A 16214-nucleotide genomic window follows, 5' to 3' on the forward strand; every position below is an offset into this window, starting at 1 on the left:
CCTTCCCATATCACGCACGTGGGCCGACATCGGAGTGTCGGCCCGCACGGTAGCCAACCGCCCGAACGATGCCGTCAGAGCCCCACCAGACGCGCAATGGCGGCCATGTCCAGGTTCGCTTCCAGGCAGTCGGCCAGTCGATCGAGCTCCTGCTGCCGATGGGCCCGATAGTCCACCGCGTCGCCCTGCGACTCGAGCCCGCAGCGGGCAAGCAGCGCCGCGCACGCCTCGGGGCCGTCGAACAGGCCGTGGAGGTAGGTGCCCATGACCCGGCCGTCGTCGCTGACGGCACCGTCCGGCCCACCCTGCAGCTCGACGAGTGGCCGCGCCAGGGCAGGCCCTTCGCTCACCCCGTTGTGGATCTCGTAGCCGGTGACCGGCACCCCTTCGGGAAGCAAGCGCCCACTCACGTTACGCAGCTGCTTGCCCGCTACCATGCGGGTCTCGAACTCGAGCAGCCCGAGCCCTTCGCTAGCGCCCGCCGGCCCCTCCAGGCCCTCCGGGTCGTGCACGGCACGGCCCAGCATCTGCAAGCCGCCGCAGATGCCGAGCACCCGACCGCCGTAGCGCAGGTGGCGCTGGATGGCGGCTTCCCAGCCCTGGGCGCGCAGCCAGGCGAGGTCGCTGCGGGTGCTCTTGCTGCCGGGCAAGATGATGAGATCGGCCGGCGGGATCGCCTGGCCGGGTCCGACGAAGGTCAAGTCGACCTGCGGATGCAGGCGCAGTGGATCGAAGTCGTTATGGTTGCTGATGCGCGGCAGCGCCGGCACCAATACCTTGAGCGTATCCCCCTTCCCCACCCGGCCGCTGCGACCGATGCTGTCCTCGGCATCGAGCAATAATCCCTGCAGATAGGGCAGCGTGCCATATACCGGCTTGCCGGTGCGCTCGGTGAGCCAGTCGAGCCCCGGCTCGAGCAGGGCGATATCGCCACGGAAGCGATTGACGATGAAGCCACGGGTACGTGAGCGCTCGCTCGCGCTGAGCAGCGCCAGGGTGCCGACCAGCTGCGCAAAGATCCCGCCGCGGTCGATATCGCCCACCAGCACGACCGGGCAGTCGACCATCTCGGCGAAGCCCATGTTGGCGATGTCGTTCGCACGCAGGTTGATCTCCGCCGGGCTACCCGCGCCCTCGGCGATGATCACGTCATAGCGAGAAGCCAGCGCCTGCCAGGCCGCCAGCACGCTTTCCCGCGCGGTGCGCTTGTAGGCGTGATAGTCCAGCGCCTCCATGTGGCCGTGGACCCGGCCGCGCAGGATCACCTGGGCGCCGCGGTCGCTCTCGGGCTTGAGCAGCACCGGGTTCATGTCGCTGTGGGGCTCGACCCCCGCCGCCAGTGCCTGCAGTGCGGTGGAGCGGCCGATCTCGCCGCCGTCCACCGTCACCGCGCTGTTGAGCGCCATGTTCTGCGGCTTGAACGGCGCCACCGACACCCCGCGCCGCGCCAGCACCCGGCACAGCCCGGCCACCACCGTGCTCTTGCCGGCATCCGAAGTGGTGCCCTGGATCATCAGGGTTGGCATGGGATTACAGCTCTATCCCGCGTTGCGCCTTGATCCCCTGATCCTTGAAGGCGTGCTTGATCAACTTCATCTCGGTGACGGTGTCGGCTAGCTCGATCAGCGGCTCAGGGGCGTAGCGCCCGGTGACGACGGCATGCTGCATGGGCGGCCGCGCCTGCAGGTCGTCGAGCACTTGGTCGAGGTCGAGGTAGTCGTAGCGCAGGGCGATGTTGAGTTCGTCGAGCAGTACCAGGTCGAAGCTGGCATCGGTGAGCATGCCGCGGGCCACCTGCCAGGCAGCCTCGGCGGCGCGGGTGTCGCGCTCGCGGTCCTGGGTATCCCAGGTGAAGCCCTCGCCCATCACGTGGTATTCGACGCCGGGCTGGCGACGGAAGAAGGCCTCCTCGCCGGTCTCCCGCGTGCCCTTGATGAACTGCACCACGCCTACCTTCATGCCGTGGCCCAAGGCACGCGCCAGCATGCCGAAGCCGGAGCTGCTCTTGCCCTTGCCCGGGCCGGTCAGCACCAGCAGCAGGCCCTGCTCCTTCTGCGCGCCGGCGATGCGCTCGTGCATGATCTTCTGCTTGGCCGCCATGCGCTGGGCATGGCGCTGGGGGTCCTTGGCGTTCTCGCGCATGGTTGTCTCCTAGTTCTTGTCCTGGGTGAAATGCAGCGGCTCGCCGCGGAAGATGGCCGCGGCCAGCGCCGGCGCCGAGGGGAAATAGCCGTGGAAGTAGCTGGCGACCAGCCTGCCCTCGACATAGACCGGTTCGCCGGGGCTCCCGGCCAGGCGCCGGGCGTGGGCAGCCGGCGTCAGCGGCGTCTCCAGCAGTGAATGGTGGTAGGTGTGGCCGCGCAGCTCGCCGGTGTCGGTCGCCAGGCTCTGCAGGCCCAGGGCGCTGAGCTTGCCGGCCATCTGCGCGGTACCGGGCAGCAGCCCCAGCATGGCATGTTCATGGCCCTCGCCATCCACCAGGGCCCCCATGCACGCCATCAGCCCGCCGCACTCGGCCAGGATCGGCCGACCGGCGTCGTGATGGGCGCGGATCGCGGCGCGCATCGGCGCGTTGACAGCAAGCTTTCCACCATGCAGCTCCGGATAGCCGCCGGGCAGCCACAGGGCGTCGCAGCCGGGCAGCTCGCGGTCGGCCAGCGGCGAGAAGAAACGCAGCTCGGCGCCCATCTGTGTGAGCAGGTCGAGGTTGGCGCGATAAAGGAAGGCGAAGGCGTCGTCACGCGCCACGCCGATGCGCACGTCCTCGAGCAGCCGCGGCGGCAGTTCGGGCGCCTCGGCGTCGAGCGTGACCCGCGCCGGCAACCGGTCGAGGCCGGCTTCCTTGAGCACCTCGGCGGCAGCATCGAGCTGCGCATCGAGCCCCGCCAGCTCGCCGGCCTGGACCAACCCCAGGTGGCGGTCGGCAACCTTCATCGCCTCGTGGCGAGGAATCGCCCCCAGCAGCGAGAGCCCCGTCGGCATGCTCTCCGCCAGCAGCCTGCCGTGGCCGGGGCTACCCACACGGTTGGCAATCACCTCGTGGATGGCGAGGTCGGGGTGGTAGTTGGCCAGCCCCTGGGCCACGGCGCCGAAGGTCTGGGCCATGCCCCAGGAGTCGATCACCGGCAGCGCCGGCAGCCCGGCGAGTATCGCCAGGTCGGCGCTGGAGGGGTCGCCGTCGAACAGCCCCATGGAACCCTCGACCAGGATCAGGTCGGCGTCACGGGCCGCCTCGGCCAGGCGCCAGCGACACTCCGCCTCGCCGGTCATCCAGGGGTGCAGCTGGTAGACCGGCTGGCCCGAGGCCACCTCCTGCACCATGGGGTCGAGGTAGTCGGGGCCATGCTTGAACACCCGCACCCGGCGCCCGGCGTTGCGGTGCAGCCGCGCCAGCGCGGCGGTGACCATGGACTTGCCCTGGCCGGAGCCGGGGGCGGTGATCAAGGCGGCATGGGTCTCGCCGCGAATCGTCGAGTCGGTCATATCACCTCACGGGAACGAAAACGGGGGCGCCGTCGATTTCGGCGGTGGCCAGGCGCTGGCCGTAGAGCCGCTCCAGGGCGGCGGGCACCAGCAGGCGCTCGGCCGCCCCCCAGCACGCCTCGCCGTCGGGATAGAGCAGCAGCAGATGATCGCACCAGCGCGCCGCCAGGTTGAGGTCGTGCAGGCACATCATCACCGCGCGGCCCTCGGCGGCCTGCTCGGTGAGCAGCGCCATCACGGCGCTCTGGTGGTGCAGGTCAAGATGATTGGTGGGCTCGTCGGCGAGCCAGATCCGCGGCGCCTGGGTCAGCACCGTGGCGACGGCCAGGCGCTGGCGCTCGCCGCCCGAGAGCGTGCTCACCAGGCGCTCGGCCAGGTGGTCGACCTCAAGGCGCTCGAGGGCCGCCTCGGCAAGGCGCAGGTCCTCGCCGCCCTCCATCTGCCACGCCGAGAGCCAGGGGTGGCGGCCGATCAGCGCGGTCTCGCGCACCGTGGCGGGAAAGCCGTCGTGGCGTTCCTGGAACACCAGGCCCAGCGTCTGCGCCACCTGCCGTCGGCCCAGCGCCGCCAGCGGGCGGCCGTCGATCAGTACCTGCCCGGCCCGCGGCGCACGCAGCCCGGCCAGGGTATGCAGCAGCGTGGTCTTGCCGGCGCCGTTGGGGCCGAGCACGCCCCACACCTGCCCCGGCTCGACGCTGAGCGTGAGCGCTTGGCCGTCATGCCGCCCCGGCACGTCGATCACCAGCTCTTGAGTCTCGAGGCGGTTCATCAGCGGCTCCGGTACAGCAGGAAGAGGAAGGTGGGCACGCCGAGCAGCGCGGTGATCACCCCCACCGGCAGCTGCTCCGGGGCGATCATGGTGCGCGCCAGGGTATCGGCCAGCACCAGCAGGGAGCCGCCGGCCAGGGCACAGGCCGGCAGGATCAAGCGCTGGTCGTTGCCCAGCACCAGGCGCAGCATGTGGGGCACCACCAGGCCAACGAAGCCGATGCTGCCGGCAGTAGTCACGGCGGTGGCGGTAAGTACGCTGGCGACGAGGTAGATCGTCCACTCCAGCGGGCGCACGTTGACCCCAAGTGCCGCCGCCTGCAGAGGGCCGCGGGCCATGACGTTGAGGCTGCGCCCCAGCGGCACCAGCAGCAGGCAGATGAGCAGCAGCAGCGCCAGCGGCGGCCAGGGCGTGCGTGCATAGGAGAGATCGCCCATCAGCCAGTAGAGCATGCCGGGCAGGCGCTCGGCGGGGCTTATCGCCAGCATCAGGGTGATCACCGCGCCCCAGCCGGCGGCGACCACCACGCCGGTGAGCAGCAGCCGCGAGGGCGTCCAGCTGCCGGTGCCGTGGGCCAGGCCGAACACCAGCAGGGTGGAGAGAAAGGCGCCAAGGAAGGCGGAGCCGGTGATCACCGCTCCGCCGAGCCCCGTCAACATCGCCGCCAGCGCCCCCACCGAAGCGCCGCCGGAGAGGCCCAGCACGTAGGGGTCGGCGAGCGGGTTGCGCAGCAGCACCTGCATCAGGGCGCCGGCGACGGCGAGCAGCCCGCCCACGGCGAAGGCCGAGAGCGAACGCGGAATGCGCAGCTCGAGGATCAGCGTGCGCGCCAGGGGGCTGCCCTCGCCCCGGACTACCGCCCACACATCGCCAAGGGTGAGCGCGGCGCTGCCCCACGTGACCGACACCAGCAGCGCCGCCAGCCCCAGCAGGGCCAGCGTCCCCAGCGGCAGCCACAGCGAGCGTCGGCGCGGCATGCGCATGGCGTCAGCGCTTGTCACGGGCACGGTCGAGCTTCTCGCAAAACAGCCGGCTGCCCTCCAGCAGCCTCGGCGTGGGGCGCTGGATCAGCGACGGCGGCACGAAGTAGAGATTGCCGCGCTCCACCGCGGCCAGGTCGGGGTACTGCTCCCAGTGAGCCAGCCACTCCCGGTTCTCCTCGCCCATGCCACCGGCCAGGATCGCCTCGGGGTCGGCGGCCAGCACCGACTCGTCGTCGATGCGCGGCACCAGCCGCGACAGCTCGCCGAAGACGTTGACCCCGCCGCACAGGGTCAGCACCTTGCCGATCAGGTGGTCGTCGTTGATGGTCATCAGCGGCTCGTCCCACACCTGGTAGAACACCGAAATCGGCTCGGCCTCGGCGTAGCGCTCGGCGAGTGCCGCCATGCCATCGCGGAACTCGGCGGCCTCGCGGTCACCCGCCTCGCGGGTGTCGGCGAGCCGCGCCAGCCGCTCGATGGCGTGGGACACGCCCTCGAAGTCCCGCGGCTCGATGTAGAACACCGGCATGCCCAGCGCCTCAATGGTCTCGAGCTGCTCGGGCGGGTTGCCGGTGACCCAGCCGATCACCAGGTCGGGGCGCAGCGAAACGAGGGTCTCCAGGTCCATACGCGTGTGGCTGCCCACCGAGGTGACCGCCTGAGCCTCGGGCGGATAGTCACTGTAGGCCACCACCGCCACCACCTTCTCTCCCGCCCCCGCGGCATAGACCAGCTCGGTCGCGCCCGGCGAAAGCGCGGCGATGCGCTCTGCCGGGGCCGAAAGGCACACCTCGCGGTCGCGGTCGTCGATGGCGCACAGCGAAGCGGCGCGTACCTCGCCGGCCACCGGCCCCAGCAGGGCCAGCGCCAGCAAGGCAGCGGAAACAGCAGCGGGGCCAAGGGCCCCGCCGAAGCGGCCGCTACTGGCCGAAGTGAACACTGACGAAGGCCGCGCGGCCGGCGTTGGGATAGTCACGTGCGGTCTCGTACTCCTTGTCCAGCGCGTTCTCCAGCGTCAGGCGGGCCGACCACAGCGGGGCAAACTCCCAGCCGGCACGCAGGTTGACCAGCCCGAAGCCGCCGATACGATCCTGGTTGGCCGCATCGTCGTAGCGATCGCCTTGCAGGATCCAGGACCCGCCCAAGGACCAGTCGCCCAGCTCGCGGTCCACGTCGAAGCGGGCGCTCTGGCTGGCGCGACGCTGGATACGATTGCCGGCATCGGCACCGCTACGATTCTCCGGATCGGTCCATGTCAGTGCCGTAGCCAGCGTCCAATCCCCGAGTTCGACGCCACTCGACAGTTCGACGCCGCGGATCCGTGCCTCGGCAATGTTCTGCGGCGCCCAGAGCCCGCTCGGGGTCGGTGCCCAGGCGATCATGTCGTCGAGTTCGGTGCGATAGGCCGCCAAATCCCAGAACCATTGCCGATATTGGCCGCGCACACCCACTTCGATGGTTTCGGAGGTTTCCGGATTGAGCTCGGGGTTGCCGGAGTTCGGCCAGTACAGGTCGTTGAACGTCGGCGCGCGAAAGGCAGTACCGTAGCTGGCTCGCAGGGTATGAGCATCATCCAGATCATAGCCCAGTGCCAGGCTGCCGGTGACCTCGTCGCCATAGGCTTCGTTATCGTCGTAACGCAGCCCGGCCTGTACGGCGAAGGGCGAGAAATCGAGCAGACCCTGGGTGAAGACGGCGCTGTTGTCACGGCTGGAGACGGCAAAATCCGTGGTGCCCGATACCTTGTCTTCGCTATGCTCCACGCCGGCGATCAACTCATGCATGCCGAAACTCAGGGTATTCTGCCAGCGGGCGGTCTGGGTCCGGGTCTCGATGAGCGAAGGGAAGTCGGTATTGAAGGTGTCGAGCTCATCGCGAGCTTCACTCAATGTCAGTCGGCTGGTCCACCGCTCGGTCACAGGCAGTTCGCCATAGATGCCTGCCACCTGCTGCACGAAGTCGCTCTCGCCGTCGACGAAAGCGTTGCCGCCTCGAGCACGCAGGGCCAGCATGCCCACCTCCCCCCCCCCATCGAAGGTATGCGCCAGGCGTGCCAGCGCCGAGGTGTTGTCGTAGCCCTTGTCCTCACCATCGCGGCGCAGCGGGGTGCCGTCGGTCGTGAAACGGCTGCCGGCGAAGCTGTAGCGGGTGCCGCCGCTGCTGCCGGAAAGCCCGGCGCTGTAGCGCTGGGTGTCGAAGGAACCACCACCTGCGGAGATGCGCGGGTGCGGTCCTCCCTCCTGCGCCTCATGGGTGAAGAGCTGAACCACGCCGCCCACGGCATCGGCACCGTACAGGCTGCCGCGCGGGCCACGCACGATCTCGGCGCGCTGGAACATGCGCGGGTCGAGATAGTGCCAGGCCGCGCCTCCGGCGGTGGCGGAGCGCAGGCGGATGCCGTCGATCATCAGCACGGTCGATTCACTGCCGGTACCGCGCAGGTAGATACTGCTCGCCTTGCCGAATGATCCGCGGTCGTTGACGTCGACCCCCGGCTGCCCTCGCAGCAGATCGGTCACGCTGGTGGGATCCTGCCGGCGCAGGGTGGCCTCGTCGAGCACGGTCACGGAGGAGAGACTCTCGTCGGCGGTGCGCGGCGCCAGGGTGGCGGTGACCACCAGCGGATTGAGCGCCACGGCATCGGCGCTCTCGCCGGTCGGATCTTGAGCCTGAACGGCCAGCGGAAGCGCGGCCAGGCCAAAGGCGGCCAGATGATGCTTGGTTTTCATTCTGATTCCCTTGCTCGCCGTGCCTACCCGCACGGTCTTCTTTGCGAAGCCGGGCGGCATGGGAGTCGAGAAAGGGAGAGAAGTGAGGCGTCTGCCCTGCCTCGAGGTTACCCACCGCAACCCGGCATGAAGGGAGAGCCGAACGATTTGTCGAGCTTTCCCGCTCTCAGGCCGGTCTCCGGGCTGACGAGCGAAGCGTCGACGGCACGCTTCGGGCCCATCGCCTTCCCATGCTTGAGCACAGTGGCGCGATGATGGACCCACACTCGATCACCGTTGCGGGGGCAGCGTCGGAATGCGCCTTCTTCAAACCTGAAGAGGACCACCGACTTCCCGTTTAACCTCGAAATGACAATGAGGCACCTGAGAGTGGGCGTAAGCTAGCAACCGTAGCGCCGGGCGTCAACGCATCGTTGCGCTCTGGCTGATATGGATCAACGAGTTAGCCCTTTCACCAGGCCATTCCATACGTACCACACCCGCTCGCAGCGAGCCGTGGCGTCCTGGGCGAGCCAGCCGTTGAGGTCGCGCAGGCGCCTGTTCTCGCGGCCGAGGGGCACGACGGCGCGGCCCATTTCCACCACGATCAGCACGGCCTGGCCGCCCTGCGCGACTTCCCAGTCCCGCAGCGCATCGAGCTCCCGCGCCATGGCCTGACGCAGCCGGTCGTCGTCGGGCTCGGCGTCGAGCCGCTCGCCGATCCAGCGTTCCCAGCCCTCCAGCACCAGGCATGAGGTGTCGGCCACCGATGGCCACGCCTCGAGCCGGCCTCCCGCATGGGCGGAGTGCCAGCGGGGCTCCTCGAAGCGCTGCCTTACGACGCCGCGCTTGCCGGCGCAGGTACCGCCGATGAAGAGTTGCATTGCCAGCGCTCCCCGTCATGAGTGAAGGTGAATCGCCGCCCCTCGGCCTGAACGACGCCGCCCTCCCAGAAGCCGATGTCCTCGAAGCGGCGGCGCAGCTCTCGAATCACGCCGCCATGGCAGACCACCAGCGCGCGATGGTGGCTGTGCGGCGAGCAGCCGTTCACGAGATCGGCGAACCAGTCGTCGAGCCGCTGGCGCAGCTCGGCGGTGGACTCGCCGCCGGGCGGCGGCTGCTGGCCTTCGCTGTCGATCCAGGCGCGATAGAAGGGCTGCGACTTCAGCTCATCATAGGTGCGCCCCTCGTAGTCGCCGAAGTCGAGCTCACGCAGGCGCGCATCGAAGTGCATCGACCAGGCCTGCTCGCGCCCTTCGATCACGTGCGCCAGGGTCTGCCGACAGCGAGTCAGGTCGCTGCAGTGCACGGCATCGAAGCTCTGCTCCGCCAGCGCCTCGCGCAGCCGGTCGAGGCCCGGCAGGGCGTCGGGCAGCAGCAGCGGGATGTCGCGCTGCCCCTGGTAGCGATGCTCGCGGTTCCACTGCGTCACCCCGTGACGAACGACCACCAGCTCCAGGCGACCAGCAGCAGCCATAGCTCTCCTCCCTCGATTGCGGTTCCGACGATGTCGCCGTTGATGCCCTTGAAGGCGCGCAGCATGCCCCAGGCATAGAGCATCAGGAACGGCGCCAGTGCAAGGCACAGCCACGCCCCGCCCGACACCAGCACGGCCAGCGGCAGCAGCGGCAGCGCCGCGAGCCAGAGATCGCGCAGTGAAAGGTCGCGCTTCCAGCTGGCGGCCATGCCCTCGCGCCGTGCCGCCGGGGCCACCACCAGCAGCGCCACGGCTGCCAGGCGGCCCAGCCCCAGCACTATCAGCAGCAGCAGGCCGGCGCCGGCGTCGAGCAGCACGAACAGCAGCGCAGCCTTCCACAGCAGCAGGAACACCAGCGCCAGGATGCCGAAGCTGCCCACATGGGGATCCTTCATGATCTCCCACTTGCGCTCCAGCGGCGCGTTGCTGCCCAGGGCGTCGGCCACGTCCATCAGGCCGTCCAGGTGCAGCCCGCCGGAGAGCGCCACCCACAGCGTGAGCAGGGCCAGCGCCAGCAGCAGCGCGGGTAGCAGGTTCTCGAGCAGCGCGGCCGCCGCCGCCAGCAGGCCGCCGAGCAGCACGCCCACCAGCGGATAGCAGCGCACCGCCCAGCGCCGGGTGGCCGGCGTCCAGGGGCAGGCGAACGGCAGCGGCAGGCGGGTGAGGAACTGCAGCGCCAGCACCAGGCCAAAGGCGGCGTCTTTCATGAGCGCTCCCCACCACGGCGTTTCCACACCTGCGGCAACCCGGCCATCACCTGGATCACCTCGTCCGCCTCCTTCGCCACCAGGCGGTGAGCCCGCTGCAGGAAGGCCAGGTAGCGCCACACCTCGGCGTCCTCGGGGGGCATGCCCTCGTTGACGTCGTTGGAGACGATCACCAGCGCCACGTCGCGTCGCCGGGCCTCGGCCAGCAGGCGCTCGAGCATGGCGATGCCCCGCGCCTCGTCGAGTTCGCCGGCATACTCGCTTGCATAGAGCAGTTGGCTGGCCCACAGGGTCAGGCAGTCGAGCAACAGCGTGCTGCCGGGCGCCACCCACTCGAGGGCGGCGACCAGATCCACCGGCTCCTCCAGGGTGATCCAGCCCTCGCCCCGGGCTTGCCGATGGCGGCCGATGCGGGCCTGCCACTCGCCGTCGCTGCCGCTCCTGGCGGTCGCCAGGTAGTAGCGGGCCCCGCCCCGCTCGGCCTGCCAGCGCCGCGCCAGGGCTTCGGCATGGGTGCTCTTGCCGGAGCGCGCCCCGCCGCTGATGAAGGCGATCATGGATGTCTCCAACGCGCGATGGCCTCGACCAGCGCCCGGTTCTCCGGCCGCGAGCGCACCGCCACCCGCAGCCAGGCGCCCTCGAGGCCGATGAAACGGTGGGTATGACGGACGAGAATGCCACCGCGCGCCAGGTGTTCCAGCAGCGCCGGCATCGACCCGCCGCGAGCCTCCTGAAGCCAAGCATCCCTGAACAACAGGAAGTTGGCGTGGGACGGCACGATGTCGAGCCCCAGCGACGCGAGCTCGCCCTGTAGCCAGGGGCGCTCGGCGTCGAGCCAGGCGCGGGTTCGCGCCAGATAGTCCCGGTCCGCCAACAGCGGCGCGACCAGCCCCGCCGCCAGGGCGTTGACGCTCCACGGCGGCTGCAACTCGGCAATAGCGTTTACCGCGGCGGCCGAGCCCAGCAGATAGCCCAGCCGCAGGCCGGGAATGGCATACAGCTTGGTCATCGAGCGCAGCAGCAGCAGGTTGTCGAAGCGAGCCAGCAGCGGCGTGAGCCGCTCGTCCGGCGTGGCGAAATCGACGAAGGCCTCGTCTACCACCAGCATGGCGCCGTGGCGCTGGCCTGTCGCCAGCAGGCGCTCGATGATCCCGCACTCGATCAGCGTGCCGGTGGGGTTGTTGGGGCGACACAGGAACAGCGCGCCGGCATCGCGCATGGCCCCAGCGGCACGCGCCTCGTCCAGCATGAAACGCTCCCCCGTCAGGGCGAGAGGCTCCACGGCGATGCCGTAGTGACGACAGGCCCGCTCGTACTCGCCGAAGGTGGGCTGCACGATGGCGACCCGGCTCACGCCGCGCCTGGCCAGCAGCGCCGCGGCGAGGAAGATCGCCTCGGCACCGCCGTTGGTGAGCCTTACCTGCTCGGGCCCGAGCCCTTCGGCGTGCGCGATGGCTTCTCGCGCCTCGCGATAGTCGGGGTCGGGATAGCGGGCGAGCTCCGCCACGCTGGCGGCAAGCCGCTCCGGTAGCCACGAGGGCGGCCCCAGCGGATTGAGATTGGCACTGAAGTCGATGACCTCACTGTCGCCGGCGAGGCCGAACCGCGGCAATAGCTGCTCCGGACGCCCGCCGTGGCTTGGCCAGTCGTTCATGTTCTCGTTCGCATTGCTCATGGCATCGCTCATTGCCTCTTCACATGAGCCCCCTTCCCGCCAGCACGAACATCACCATCAGCAGGAAGAAGGCGCTCCAGGCACCGTGCATATGGCATATGGCGCGCTCGATATGGGCGACTCGCAGCGGCTCGTGGGGCTCGCCCATTAGGGCCCGCTCCGACACCTGCCCAGCGTAATGATTGACGCCGCCGAGCTGCACGCCGAGCAGGTACGCCATCATCGCCTCGGGCCAGCCGGCGTTGGGGCTGGGGTGGCGCGGCGCATCGCGCCGGGTGCCGGCCAGCGCCCCTCGCCCGCGTGTCCCTGGCAGCGCCAGGGCGGCCAGCCACATGGCCAGCGCGGTCAGTCGCGCCGGCACCCAGTTGGCCAGGTCGTCGAGCTTGGCCGAGGCGTAGCCGAAGTCGGCGTAGCGCTCGCTGCGATGGCCGACCATGGAGTCCAGCGTGTTCACTGCCTTGTAGGCCAGCGCCAGGGGCGCCCCGCCGAGCAGCGCCCAGAACAGCGGCGCGGTGATGCCGTCGACCGTGTTCTCGGCCACGGTTTCCACCGTGGCCCGGGTGATCCCCGCCTCGTCGAGGGCCTCGGTATCGCGCCCGACGATCATCGACACCGTACGGCGCGCGGCGTCGAGGTCACCTTGGGCCAACGGGCCGGCCACCGCGCAGGCGGCATCGCGCAGGCCCTTGATCGCCAGCGCACTGGCCAGCAGCAGCAATTCGCCGATGAGCCCCAGCCAGGGATGCAGCCAGGCGAGCAGCGTCAGCACGCTCCAGGCCAGCGCATAGACCAGCACCACCACGCAGCCGGTGAGCAGAAAGCCCTTCAGCCGACGATTCCGGTGAGCGCCGCGGTTCCAGCGGCGCTCGAGCACCTCGATCAGCCGCCCCATGGCGGCCACCGGGTGCGGAAGCCAGCGCGGGTCGCCGATCAGCAGATCCAGCGCAATGGCCCCCAGCAGCAGCGCCAGCAGGGCCAGGCTCAGGGGCTCGACGCTCATTTAGCCTTGTCACCGGAGGCCACACCGGCCGAATCGAAGGTGGCCATCTCGCTCAGCATGCGGCAGGCGGCCTCCAATAGCGGAAACGCCAGAGCGGCCCCGGTCCCCTCGCCCAGTCGCAGTTGCAGATCGAGCAGCGGCTCGGCATCGAGCAGTTCCAGCGCCACGTCGTGGCCCGGCTCGCAGGAGCGATGGCCGAAGATAAGGTAGCCGCGTAGTGCAGGCGCCAGCCGGCAGGCCACCAGCGCGGCCACCGTGGCGATGAAGCCGTCGACCAGGATCGGCATGCGCCGGGCCGCCGCACCCAGGTAGGCGCCGGCCATGGCGGCGATCTCCAACCCGCCGAGCTTGGCCAACAGTTCGAGCGGCCGAGAGGGATCCACGCCGCGGGCCGCCAACGCGCCTTCGATCACCTCGGCCTTGTGGGCCAGCCGCGCGGGAGCGATACCCGTGCCCTGGCCGACCAGGCGACTCGCCGGCCGGCCGCTCAGCGCCGCCAGCAAGGCGCTGCTGGCGGTGGTGTTGGCAATGCCCATCTCGCCCACGATCAGGCAGCGACAGCCGGCGGCGAAGCTGCGCCCGGCGGCGCGGACTCCCACCTCGATGGCGCGCTCGGCCTCGGTAAGACTCATGGCATCCTCTCGGGCGAAGTTGGCGGTACCCGGGCGCACCTTGTCGATGATCACACCGTCGCCCTCGACCGCCCCCTTCACGCCGACATCGACGACCTCGAGCCGAGCCGCGACCTGCCGGGCAAAGACGTTGATGGCGGCACCGCCAGCGGCGAAATTGGCCACCATCTGTGCGGTGACCTCCTGAGGAAAGGCCGACACACCCTCCTCGGCCACGCCATGGTCGGCAGCGAAGACGATCACCCCGGGCGGGCTCACCGCAGGCGCAGCACTGCCGCTCAGGCAGGCAAGCTGGATGGCCAGCGATTCGAGACGACCCAGGCTGCCGGGCGGCTTGGTGAGGTTGTCGAGGCGTGTCTGCACGGCGGGGGCGAGAGCGTCATCGACCGGTACGATGGCGGCCAGGGAATCGGCGAGCATGAGCGTATCCTGATGGGGTTGGGCAGCCGCCATCTTAACAGCCTGGCTCGGTCTGTCACGGCGCCGCAGCGAGCCTCTCCGTCAGCTGGCCATCCTCTCCCGCCCCGCACGCCTCGTCTTCGCCCCACGCCAGGCGCGCCGAATTCGCCACCACGCTGAGCGAGCTGGCCACCATGGCCAGTACCGCCACCAGGGGCGGAATCGGCATGGCCACCGCCAGCCCCAGGGCCAGCAGGTTGTAGACACCCGAAAGCACCAGGTTCTGGCGCATCACCCGACGGGTGCGGCGCGCCAGGCGCCAGGCCACCTCGACACCGCCGACGCCGGGCTTCAGCAGCGCCACGCTGGCTCCCTCCTGCACCGTGCTGTTGGCGCCCAGCGGCGCCACGCCGACGCTGGCGGTGGCCAGCCCCACCACGTCGTTGAGCCCGTCGCCGACGTAGAGCGACGGCTGCGGCATGGCCGCCAGCAGCTTGGCCTTGGCCTCGGGGCTGCGCCCGGCATAGCACTCCTCCGCTTTCATGCCCACGGCATCCGCCAGCCGCCTCACCGCCGGCGCCCGGTCGCCGCTGATCAGCGCCAGGGCGAGGCCGTGACGGCGCAGCTCGGCCAGCGTCTCGGCGGTACCGGGCAGGGCCGTCTCGCCCAGGGTGAAACGGGCCAGCACTGTACCGTCGCAGGCCAGCAGCACTTCGCTCTCTCCCGAGTCGGCGGCCTGCTCGGTGGCAACGCCCTGCGCGGCGAGCCAGGCACGGCTGCCCAGCAGCAGCTCGCGTCCGTCGCCAAGTGAGACCCGGCGCCCCCGTCCGCCGACCTCCTCGGCCTGCACGACCTCGAGTTCCCCGCCCGCCCCGGCATCCTGGGCCCCTCGGGCATCTTGAATATCTTGCACATCTTGAACATAGCGACGCACGGCGCGCGCCAACGGGTGCTCGCTGCCGCGTGCGGCTACCGAAGCCAGCGCCAGCAGCTCCGCGTCAGGCAGGCCGGCCACCGTGTGCATGGCCTGCACCTGCGGCTCACCGGCGGTGAGGGTGCCGGTCTTGTCGAAGGCGGCGCTGCGGATTCGTGCCAGGGTCTCGAAGGCCCCCGGGTCGCGCATCACCACACCGCGCTCCAGCGCCTGGCTGCTACCCGCCAGGCCGGCCAGGGGAATCGCCAGCCCTACGGCGCAGGGGCAGGCCACCACCAGCACCGATAGCGCCCTCACCCAGGACTCCTCGGTCGGCACGCCGGCCAGCCAGGTCGCCACCAGGGTAAGCAACGCCAGCACCACCGCCAGGGGGCTGAGCCAGCCGGCGAAACGGTCGGCCAGACGCTGCAGCTCGCCCTTGCGGGCCTGCTGCCACCACATCTGCTCGCGCAGCCGGTCCAGACGACACTCGCCCATCGCGGCGCTGACCTCGAGCACCAGGGCAGCGCCCAAGTTACGGCAGCCGGCCGCCACGGCATCGCCCGGCAGGCAGCGGCGCGGCGCGCTCTCGCCGGTCAGCGGCGCCAGGTCGAGCAGGGCCTCGTCGTCTTGCAGGATGCCGTCCAGGGGCAGCGTCTCGCCGCGTTCGATGCGCAGCCGCTCCCCCACCGCCACCGCTGCCAGTGGGCAAGGCTGCCAGCCATTGCGCCCCCAGCGCTGCACTTCGGCGGGAGGTTGATGTAGCGCCTGCAAGGCACGCAACCCGCGGTGGCGACATAGCGTTTCCACCAGCCGCCCGACCAGCAGCAGGGTGACCAGCATCACGGCGGTATCGAAGTAGACCTCCGCCGAGCCGCGCGACAGCAGCCACAGCGAGACGCCGACCGCCGTCAGCGCGCCCAGCGACACCAGTGCATCCATGCCGGGGCGCCGTGCGCGGGCCGTGCGCCAGCCGGCGCGGTAGAACGGAAAGGCCACGTAGCTGACCACCGGCAACGCAAAGGCGCCGGACACCCAGGCCATGACCAGTTCCAGTCGCGGGCTGGGCATGGCGCCGACATAGATCAATAGCGAAGCGAGCATGGTCCACATGCCGAAGGCCACGGCCATCAGCAGCCGCAGGGTGAGATAGCGGCTCTCGGCGTCGAGCCGCGCTTCGGCATCGGCGACCGCCTCGGGGGGACCGAGGCGGTAGCCGAGACGGCGCACGGCAGCCGCCAGCCAGGGCTCGTCGAGGGCCTCCGGTTCACCTTCCACCAGCAGGGTAGCGCTGGGGTAGTGCACGCTGGCGGCGCCAATCCCGGGCAGCCGCTTCAATTGGGCCTCGACGGCCAGTGCGCAGCTGGTGCACCAGAGCCCCTGCACCGAATACAGGGCTTCGGCCCGGCGGGTGGTGGGGCTGTCGGAAGTCGGCGTCATGCTCACCAGCGTAACGGTCCGCGACCAT

15 protein-coding genes and 1 riboswitch are annotated in these 16214 nt (G+C 70.1%); all 15 genes read right to left on the bottom strand.

Annotation, left to right across the window (positions count from 1 at the left end; genetic code table 11):
• Positions 1–74 precede the first annotated feature (74 nt).
• The 15 genes from I4484_RS13940 to I4484_RS14010 all read right to left on the bottom strand — a co-directional run bounded on the left by I4484_RS13940 (position 75) and on the right by I4484_RS14010 (position 16186).
• The gene (locus tag I4484_RS13940) at positions 75–1526 is read right to left on the bottom strand and encodes a cobyric acid synthase (protein ID WP_197447861.1); all 1452 of its coding nucleotides are present in this window, start codon (positions 1524–1526) and stop codon (positions 75–77) included.
• 4 nt (positions 1527–1530) lie between these two features.
• Positions 1531–2142 carry a cob(I)yrinic acid a,c-diamide adenosyltransferase gene (gene cobO, locus I4484_RS13945; protein ID WP_197447862.1) on the bottom strand — a complete coding sequence of 204 codons (612 nt, stop codon included), beginning with the start codon at positions 2140–2142 and terminating at the stop codon, positions 1531–1533.
• A gap of 9 nt (positions 2143–2151) precedes the next feature.
• On the bottom strand, positions 2152–3483 hold the full coding sequence (locus tag I4484_RS13950) for a cobyrinate a,c-diamide synthase (protein WP_197447863.1): 1332 nt from the start codon (positions 3481–3483) through the stop codon (positions 2152–2154).
• Position 3484: 1 nt separating this feature from the next.
• Positions 3485–4252, bottom strand: coding sequence for an ABC transporter ATP-binding protein (locus I4484_RS13955; protein ID WP_197447864.1), 768 nt, complete (start codon positions 4250–4252; stop codon positions 3485–3487).
• Positions 4252–5235: an iron ABC transporter permease gene (locus I4484_RS13960; protein WP_197451052.1), complete on the bottom strand. Its 984-nt coding sequence runs from the start codon at positions 5233–5235 to the stop codon at positions 4252–4254. Before I4484_RS13960 ends, I4484_RS13955 begins: the two co-directional genes overlap by 1 nt.
• Before the next feature lie 4 nt (positions 5236–5239).
• Positions 5240–6109: a cobalamin-binding protein gene (locus I4484_RS13965; RefSeq protein ID WP_197451053.1), complete on the bottom strand. Its 870-nt coding sequence runs from the start codon at positions 6107–6109 to the stop codon at positions 5240–5242.
• A gap of 46 nt (positions 6110–6155) precedes the next feature.
• On the bottom strand, positions 6156–7964 hold the full coding sequence (locus tag I4484_RS13970; protein ID WP_197447865.1) for a TonB-dependent receptor: 1809 nt from the start codon (positions 7962–7964) through the stop codon (positions 6156–6158).
• Positions 7965–8115: 151 nt separating this feature from the next.
• A riboswitch (cobalamin riboswitch) is annotated at positions 8116–8346 on the bottom strand.
• A gap of 52 nt (positions 8347–8398) precedes the next feature.
• A complete protein-coding gene (locus I4484_RS13975) occupies positions 8399–8827 on the bottom strand; it encodes a bifunctional adenosylcobinamide kinase/adenosylcobinamide-phosphate guanylyltransferase (RefSeq protein WP_197447866.1) in 429 nt (142 codons plus the stop codon).
• A complete protein-coding gene (locus tag I4484_RS13980; RefSeq protein WP_197447867.1) occupies positions 8779–9420 on the bottom strand; it encodes a histidine phosphatase family protein in 642 nt (213 codons plus the stop codon). Before I4484_RS13980 ends, I4484_RS13975 begins: the two co-directional genes overlap by 49 nt.
• The gene (gene cobS, locus I4484_RS13985; RefSeq protein WP_197447868.1) at positions 9372–10127 is read right to left on the bottom strand and encodes an adenosylcobinamide-GDP ribazoletransferase; all 756 of its coding nucleotides are present in this window, start codon (positions 10125–10127) and stop codon (positions 9372–9374) included. The genes I4484_RS13980 and cobS overlap by 49 nt, the downstream gene beginning before the upstream one ends.
• Positions 10124–10684 carry a bifunctional adenosylcobinamide kinase/adenosylcobinamide-phosphate guanylyltransferase gene (locus tag I4484_RS13990; RefSeq protein ID WP_197447869.1) on the bottom strand — a complete coding sequence of 187 codons (561 nt, stop codon included), beginning with the start codon at positions 10682–10684 and terminating at the stop codon, positions 10124–10126. Before I4484_RS13990 ends, cobS begins: the two co-directional genes overlap by 4 nt.
• Entirely contained in the window at positions 10681–11802 is a 1122-nt protein-coding gene (gene cobD / locus I4484_RS13995) for a threonine-phosphate decarboxylase CobD (protein WP_234283453.1), read from the bottom strand. The genes I4484_RS13990 and cobD overlap by 4 nt, the downstream gene beginning before the upstream one ends.
• Positions 11803–11821: 19 nt before the next feature.
• A complete protein-coding gene (cbiB, locus tag I4484_RS14000; RefSeq protein WP_197447870.1) occupies positions 11822–12802 on the bottom strand; it encodes an adenosylcobinamide-phosphate synthase CbiB in 981 nt (326 codons plus the stop codon).
• The gene (gene cobT / locus I4484_RS14005) at positions 12799–13854 is read right to left on the bottom strand and encodes a nicotinate-nucleotide--dimethylbenzimidazole phosphoribosyltransferase (protein WP_197447871.1); all 1056 of its coding nucleotides are present in this window, start codon (positions 13852–13854) and stop codon (positions 12799–12801) included. The genes cbiB and cobT overlap by 4 nt, the downstream gene beginning before the upstream one ends.
• Before the next feature lie 55 nt (positions 13855–13909).
• On the bottom strand, positions 13910–16186 hold the full coding sequence (locus I4484_RS14010; RefSeq protein WP_197447872.1) for a cation-translocating P-type ATPase: 2277 nt from the start codon (positions 16184–16186) through the stop codon (positions 13910–13912).
• Positions 16187–16214: the final 28 nt, after the last annotated feature.

Origin of the sequence: Halomonas sp. SS10-MC5, assembly GCF_015992245.1 — a bacterium.
In the GTDB taxonomy this organism is placed as follows: domain Bacteria; phylum Pseudomonadota; class Gammaproteobacteria; order Pseudomonadales; family Halomonadaceae; genus Halomonas; species Halomonas sulfidoxydans.